General features: G+C 65.3%; 5 protein-coding genes. 4 read left to right on the top strand and 1 reads right to left on the bottom strand.

Annotated features, from left to right (window positions below; genetic code table 11):
* From JHD07_RS28440 to JHD07_RS28425, 4 genes are all read left to right on the top strand, one after another.
* Positions 1 to 537: tetratricopeptide repeat protein (locus JHD07_RS28440; RefSeq protein ID WP_291628221.1), on the top strand; the 537-nt coding region annotated here is incomplete at its 5' end.
* Positions 538 to 685: 148 nt separating this feature from the next.
* The gene (locus JHD07_RS28435) at positions 686 to 1,357 is read left to right on the top strand and encodes an OmpA family protein (RefSeq protein WP_291628219.1); all 672 of its coding nucleotides are present in this window, start codon (positions 686 to 688) and stop codon (positions 1,355 to 1,357) included.
* Between the two features lie 153 nt (positions 1,358 to 1,510).
* Entirely contained in the window at positions 1,511 to 2,440 is a 930-nt protein-coding gene (locus tag JHD07_RS28430; RefSeq protein ID WP_291628217.1) for an efflux RND transporter periplasmic adaptor subunit, read from the top strand.
* Complete coding sequence (locus JHD07_RS28425; RefSeq protein WP_291628216.1) at positions 2,440 to 5,589, top strand: efflux RND transporter permease subunit; 3,150 nt, start codon at positions 2,440 to 2,442, stop codon at positions 5,587 to 5,589. Before JHD07_RS28430 ends, JHD07_RS28425 begins: the two co-directional genes overlap by 1 nt.
* A 96-nt stretch (positions 5,590 to 5,685) precedes the next feature.
* Here the strand turns inward: JHD07_RS28425 and JHD07_RS28420 are convergent, their stop codons facing one another.
* Complete coding sequence (locus tag JHD07_RS28420) at positions 5,686 to 6,360, bottom strand: Crp/Fnr family transcriptional regulator (RefSeq protein ID WP_291628214.1); 675 nt, start codon at positions 6,358 to 6,360, stop codon at positions 5,686 to 5,688.
* Positions 6,361 to 6,579: the final 219 nt, after the last annotated feature.

Here is a 6,579-nt window from a genome sequence, read left to right as displayed (position 1 = left end):
GCACCGAGCACGGACGGCGGGCCCAGCGCCGCCGTCCTGGCCGACGATCCCACGATCAAGGGCCTGACCGCGAAGATTGCCGCCAATCCTGACGACGTGAACGCGCTGTACCGGCGCGGCCAGGTCTATGCCAGCAAGGGCGCCTACAACCTCGCGATCAAGGATTTCGACGACACCCTCCGGATCAACGCGAAGGACGTCGAGGCCCTGAACAACCGCTGCTGGACCCGCACGGTCGTCGGCGACCTCCAGGGCGCCTTGAAGGATTGCAACGAGGCGCTGCGGCTGCGACCGAACTTCGTCGATGCGCTGGACAGCCGCGGCCTCGTCAACCTGAAGTCGGGCGCGGTGAAGAATGCCATCGCCGATTTCGACGCCGCCCTGAAGATCAACCCGCGCCTGACCTCCTCGCTCTATGGACGCGGCCTTGCCAAGCAACGCAACGGCTCGGCCCAGGAAGGCGCGCTGGACATCGCCAATGCCAAGGCGATGGATCCGAACATCGTTCAGGAGTTCGCAAGCTACGGAGTGCGCTAGTATTTTTTTGAATTGAGGCGGTCCGGGGCTCGAACCTTGAACAGCCCTGGAAAGACCAATCTGGCGGATGCCGCAACACGCCTCTTCGGGTGCTTGTTGCCGGAATTTTTTAGAAGCACGCGAGCTGGCTGCGCAGGAGGGACTGGCTATGAGATCGGCTGCAAAAGGGCTTACCGCGATTCTGTCCATCATCACCGTCGGCGCCATGCTGTCATTGCCGACCTCGGCCGCCTATGCGGGCGATGACGGCAACAGCAAGAATGTCACCGAGGACGAGATCGTCCGTGCGCTGGCGCCGGCGCCAAAGAAGCCGCTGACCCGCGGCCTCTCGATCGGCCCGCAGACCGAATCCGCGCCGAATGCGGCCGAGACCAAGCTGCTGCAGTCCGTTCGCGGCCGCTCGACGCGCTCGCTGTCGTCGACCGAGCGCGAGGAGATCGCTTCGGTCGCCAAGGACAAGCCGAACATCGACCTCGAAATCACGTTCGACTACAACTCCGCCAATATCAGCACCAAGTCGCTGCCGGCGGTGCAGGCGCTCGGCCGCGCGCTGACCAGTCCCGACCTGAAAGGCTCCACCTTCGTGGTCGCAGGCCACACCGACGCGGCCGGCGGCGAAGCCTACAACCAGGAGCTTTCGGAGCGTCGCGCCGATTCGATCAAGCGCTATCTCGTCGACAAGTACAGCATCTCCGCGACCGACCTCGTCACCGTCGGCTACGGCAAGAGCAAGCTCAAGGATCCGGGCCAGCCGCTGGCGGAGGCCAACCGCCGCGTGCAGGTGGTCAATATGGAAAACAAGACCACCGCATCGAAGTGAGCGCGACGCCATCCTTTTGCAGTGACCAGTCGTGATGTGGTGTAAGGTCTCGCTTCCGAAGCGCGTCCCGCAGCCTTGCGGGACGCCGCTTTGTTTCAGGGAAACGCTCCGTTTGAGCCTCGCGGCCGTGAGCCAGGTCAGGATGATCCGGCGATGAATTTGACTGAGTATCTCAAGCCGGCCGGAACAGTGGTGTTCGTCGTCGCGGTCGGCGTCGGCTATTATCTGTTCGAGCATCGCAAGCGCCCCGAGCCGAAGGAGACGCCGAGCGAGGCGCTCGTCATCGTGACGAAGTCGACCAATGCCTGTTTCTCCGATCTGGTGCGCGTGACGGGCTTCTTCGTGCCGCGGCGCGAAGCGGTGGTCGTTGCCGACCAGGAAGGCTCCAGGGTCACCGACCTGCTCGTCAGCGAGGGCACCATCGTCACCGACAACCAGGAACTGGCGCGCCTGACCCCGCCGCCGCAGATCCCGGGCCAGCCGCAGCGCCCCGGCCCGCAGGGCCCGATCTCGCTGAGAGCGCCGGCGCCGGGTCTCATCACCGAGGTCCGCACCATCGTCGGCGCGCCCGCCTCGCCGCAGGCCGGCCCGATGTTCCGCATCGCCGTCAACAACGAGATCGAGCTCGACGCCCAGGTTCCGGCGGTGCACATGTCCAAGCTCACGGCCGGCGCGACCGTGCGCATCGGCCGCGACGACGCGCCGGACTTGATCGGCCGGGTCCGGCTGGTAGCGCCCGAGATCGACCGTGCCACGCAGCTCGGCCGCGTCCGCATCAGCGTCGCCAACAATCCCTCGCTGAAGGTCGGCGTATTCGCCCGTGCCTCGATCGACGCCAAGCGAAGCTGCGGCGTCTCGATTCCGAAGACCGCGATCGACCATCTCACCATCCAGGTCGTCAAGGGCAACACCATCGAGACACGCAAGGTGCGGGTCGGATTGTCGTCCGACACCGCGACGGAAATCCTGGAAGGTCTCGACGTCGGCGAGATCGTCGTGGCCGACGCCGGCTCCTCGCTCCATGACGGCGACCAGATCAAGACCATGTTCGCCGATGAACTCGATCGCACGCGGGTACGCTGATGGCTCTCAATATTTCGGCTTGGTCGATCCGCAATCCGCTGCCGTCGGTCGTCTTCTCCATCATCCTTCTGGTCCTCGGCTGGGTGTCCTTCACCAAGCTCGCGATCACACGGCTGCCCTCGGCCGACATTCCCGTGATCTCGGTCGCGGTCTCGCAATTCGGCGCCGCACCGGCCGAGCTGGAATCCCAGGTCACCAAGACGGTTGAAGACGCCGTCTCCGGCGTCGAAGGCGTGCGCCACATCACCTCCTCGATCACCGACGGCCTGTCGGTCACCACGATCCAGTTCGCGCTGGAGACCAACACCGACCGCGCGCTCAACGACGTCAAGGACGCGGTGACGCGCGTGCGTTCCAACCTGCCGCAGAACGTCACAGAGCCGCTGATCCAGCGCGTCGACGTCATCGGCCTGCCGATCGTGACCTATGCCGCGATCTCGCCCGGCAAGACGCCGGAGCAGCTCTCCTATTTCGTCGACGACGTGGTCAAGCGCGCGCTGCAGGGCGTGCGCGGCGTCGCCCAGGTCGAGCGCATCGGCGGCGTCGAGCGCGAGATTCTCGTGTCGCTCGATCCCGACCGCCTGCAGGCGATGGGGTTGACCGCGGTCAATGTCAGCCAGAGCCTGCGCGGCACCAATGTCGACGTCGCCGGCGGACGCGCCGAGATCGGCAAGAACGACCAGGCGATCCGCACGCTCGCCGGCGCCAAAACGCTGGGCGATCTCGCCGGCACCATGATTCCGCTGTTCGGCGGCGGCGAGGTCCGGCTCGACGATCTCGGCACCGTCACCGACACCATCGCCGACCGCCGCACCTTCGCCCGCTTCAACGGCGAGCCGGTGGTCGCGCTCGGCATCAAGCGTTCCAAAGGCGCCAGCGACGTCAAGGTGGCCGAGGCCGTGCAGAAGCGCATCGACGCGCTGAAGGCCGCCTATCCCGACGTCGACCTGAAGGTGATCGACACCTCGGTCGAATACACCAACGGCAATTACCACGCCGCGATCTCGACCTTGTTCGAAGGCGCCATCCTCGCAGTCGTCATCGTGCTGTTGTTCCTGCGCGACCTGCGCGCCACCATCATCGCCGCGATCTCGCTGCCGCTGTCGATCTTCCCCGCGTTCTGGGCGATGGACCTGCTCGGCTTCTCCCTGAATCTGGTCAGCTTCCTCGCCATCACGCTGTCGACCGGCATTCTCGTCGACGACGCCATCGTCGAGATCGAGAACATCGTCCGGCACATGAACATGGGCAAGTCGCCCTACCGGGCCGCGCTGGAGGCCGCCGACGAGATCGGCCTCGCGGTCATCGCGATCTCGCTGACCATCATCGCAATCTTCGCGCCGGCGAGCTTCATGTCGGGCATCGCCGGACAGTTCTTCAAGCAGTTCGGCATCACAGTCTCGGTGCAGGTGTTCTTCTCGATACTGGCGGCACGCTTCGTCACGCCGGTGCTGGCCGCCTATTTCCTCAAACACAGCACGCACGAAGAGCCGCCGCCGGGCCGCATCCTGCGGTCCTATCACCGCCTCGTAACCTGGTCGGTGAAGCACCATTACATCACGGTGTTGATCGGCCTCGGCGTGTTCGCTGCATCGATCTGGAGCATCACGCTGCTGCCGCAGGGCTTCCTGCCGGCCCAGGACAGCGCCCGCTCTCTGCTTGCGCTGGAGCTGCCGCCGGGCACCCAGCTGGCCTACACCGAAAAGGTCACCGAGGACATCGTCGCGCGGCTGCGCAAACGGCCCGAGGTGAAGAGCATCTTCGTCGACGGCGGGCGCGTCCCGCCGGGCACCCAGGAAGTCCGCCGCGCTGCTTTGATCATCAACTACACGCCCAAGGACAGCCGCGACATCACCCAGCGCGAGCTTGAATTCTCAATCAGCCAGGAGCTGGAGAACGTTCCGGACATCCGCTTCTGGTTCCTCGACGAGAACGGCCTGCGCGCGATCTCGCTGGTGGTGACCGGCGTCGATCCCAACATCGTCAACAACGTCGCGAGCGAGCTTGCGACGCAGATGAAGCGGATTCCCACCATCGCCAACGTCATCTCGGAAACCTCGCTGGAGCGTCCCGAGCTGCGCATCGAACCGCGCGCGGATCTCGCCGCACGGCTCGGCGTCTCCACCGAAAGCCTGTCGCAGACCATCCGGGTCGCCACCATCGGCGACGTCGGACCTGCGCTCGCCAAATTCGACGTGGGCGACCGCCTGGTGCCGATCCGCGTGCAGCTCGAGGATGCCGCCCGCGGCAGCCTGAAGACGCTGGAGCAGCTCCGCGTGCCGCTCGGCGAGCGCGGCGAGAAGGGCGGCGTGCCGCTCTCGGTGATCGCCGACATCAAGTTGGACCAGGGTCCGACCAGCATTAACCGCTACGATCGCGAGCGGCAGGCAACCGTCGCCGCCGACCTCGTCGGCTCGGCCGCGCTCGGCGATGCCACCAAGAAGATCTACGATCTGCCTGTCATGAAGTCTCTGCCGAAAGGCGTGAAGGTCTCGCCCTCCGGCGACGCGGAAAGCCTGAACGAATTGTCGGACGGCTTCGCGACCGCCATCACGGCGGGGCTGATGATGGTCTATGCCGTGCTGGTGCTGCTGTTCGGCACCTTCCTGCAGCCGATCACCATCCTGTTCTCGCTGCCGCTCTCGATCGGCGGCGCCATCGCGGCACTGCTCCTCACCGGCAAGCAGCTCACGACGCCGGTGTGGATCGGCATCCTGATGCTGATGGGCATCGTCACCAAGAACGCGATCATGCTGGTGGAATTCGCCATCGAAGCCATTCGCGCCGGCAAGCCGCGCGAGGAAGCCATGATCGACGCCGGCATGAAACGCGCCCGCCCGATCGTGATGACCACGATCGCGATGGCCGCGGGCATGGTGCCTAGCGCGCTTGCGGTGGGCGCCGGCGGTGAATTCCGCTCGCCGATGGCGCTTGCGGTGATCGGCGGCCTGATCTTCTCGACCATCCTGTCGCTGGTGTTCGTGCCCGCGATGTTCATGGTGATGGACGATTTCGGCGCCCTGATCTGGCGCTTCGCCAAGCGGCTGATCGTGCACAGCGAGGACGCCGAGACGGATGGTCATCACGAAGCGGCGCCGGCGCAAGCGGGGCCAGCTCCGAAGAGCCTCGTGCACCCCGCGGCGGAGTGAGATTGCAAAGGCCGCGGTCGTGCACTGGCAAAAGGCGAGCGCTAACACGATCGACCGCGATCGTGTCCGCAGACGCAGGCTCCCGATTGCTTGACCCTACTCGTTGCGCGCGATCGCGGTCAGCTTGGTCATGTTCCTGAGCAGGATGCGGCCGCGCTGCAGATCGAGGATGGCGTCCTTGCGCCAGGCCTGCAGCTGGCGGTTGACGCTTTCGCGGGCGGCGCCGACGAATATCCCGAGCTGTTCCTGCGAGATGTGCACCTCGGAGCCGAAATCGGCGGCGAGCGCACAGAGCCGCCGGGCCAGGCGCACCGGCAGAGGTTGCAGCATGGACTCTTCCATGCGCTCGCTCTGCCAGCGGATGCGCTGGCACAGCAGGGCGATGATCTTGATCGCGACCTTGGGCTCGCGCTCGAGGAAGCCGAGGAAATCTTCGCGCCGCAGCACGAACAATTCGCTGGGCTCGCCCGCGGTCGCGTCGGCCGTGCGGCTCTGGCCGTCCAGCACCGCGACCTCGCCGAACAGGTCGCCCGGGCCCATGAAATTCAGAGTCAGCCGGCTGCCGTCGGAGGCGCCGGTTTCGATGCGGACCTGGCCGCGGCGGACGCCGAACAGTGCGTCGCCAGGATCGCCCTTCTGGAACAGGACCTCGCCGTTCCCCAGGTGCTGGGTGTGGCAGAGATTGGACAGCCGCTGGAGCTCGTCCGCGCCGAGATCGGCGAACATCGGATTCATCTTCAGGATGACCGCAAATTCGGCCTGCTTGCTCATGTCAATGTCCTTATGAACGTTCTGGTCGTTACCCTTGGCAAATCGCTTGAAACCATCAACTTCAGGATCGCGTAAAACCGCGCCGGAGAAGTGTGCCATAAGTCACATAACTTTGCAGCATCCCCTGACTATTTTTACCCGCTTGGAGCCGCTTCCGGTCCGGGGATAAACTTGAGGCGCAAAGGACGGGTGATCTGCCGGGGTCGGCGCCGATTGTCC

Source organism: Bradyrhizobium sp. (assembly GCF_016462955.1).
Classification (GTDB): Bacteria; Pseudomonadota; Alphaproteobacteria; order Rhizobiales; family Xanthobacteraceae; genus Bradyrhizobium.
This window is presented reverse-complemented; position numbering and strand designations above follow the sequence as displayed.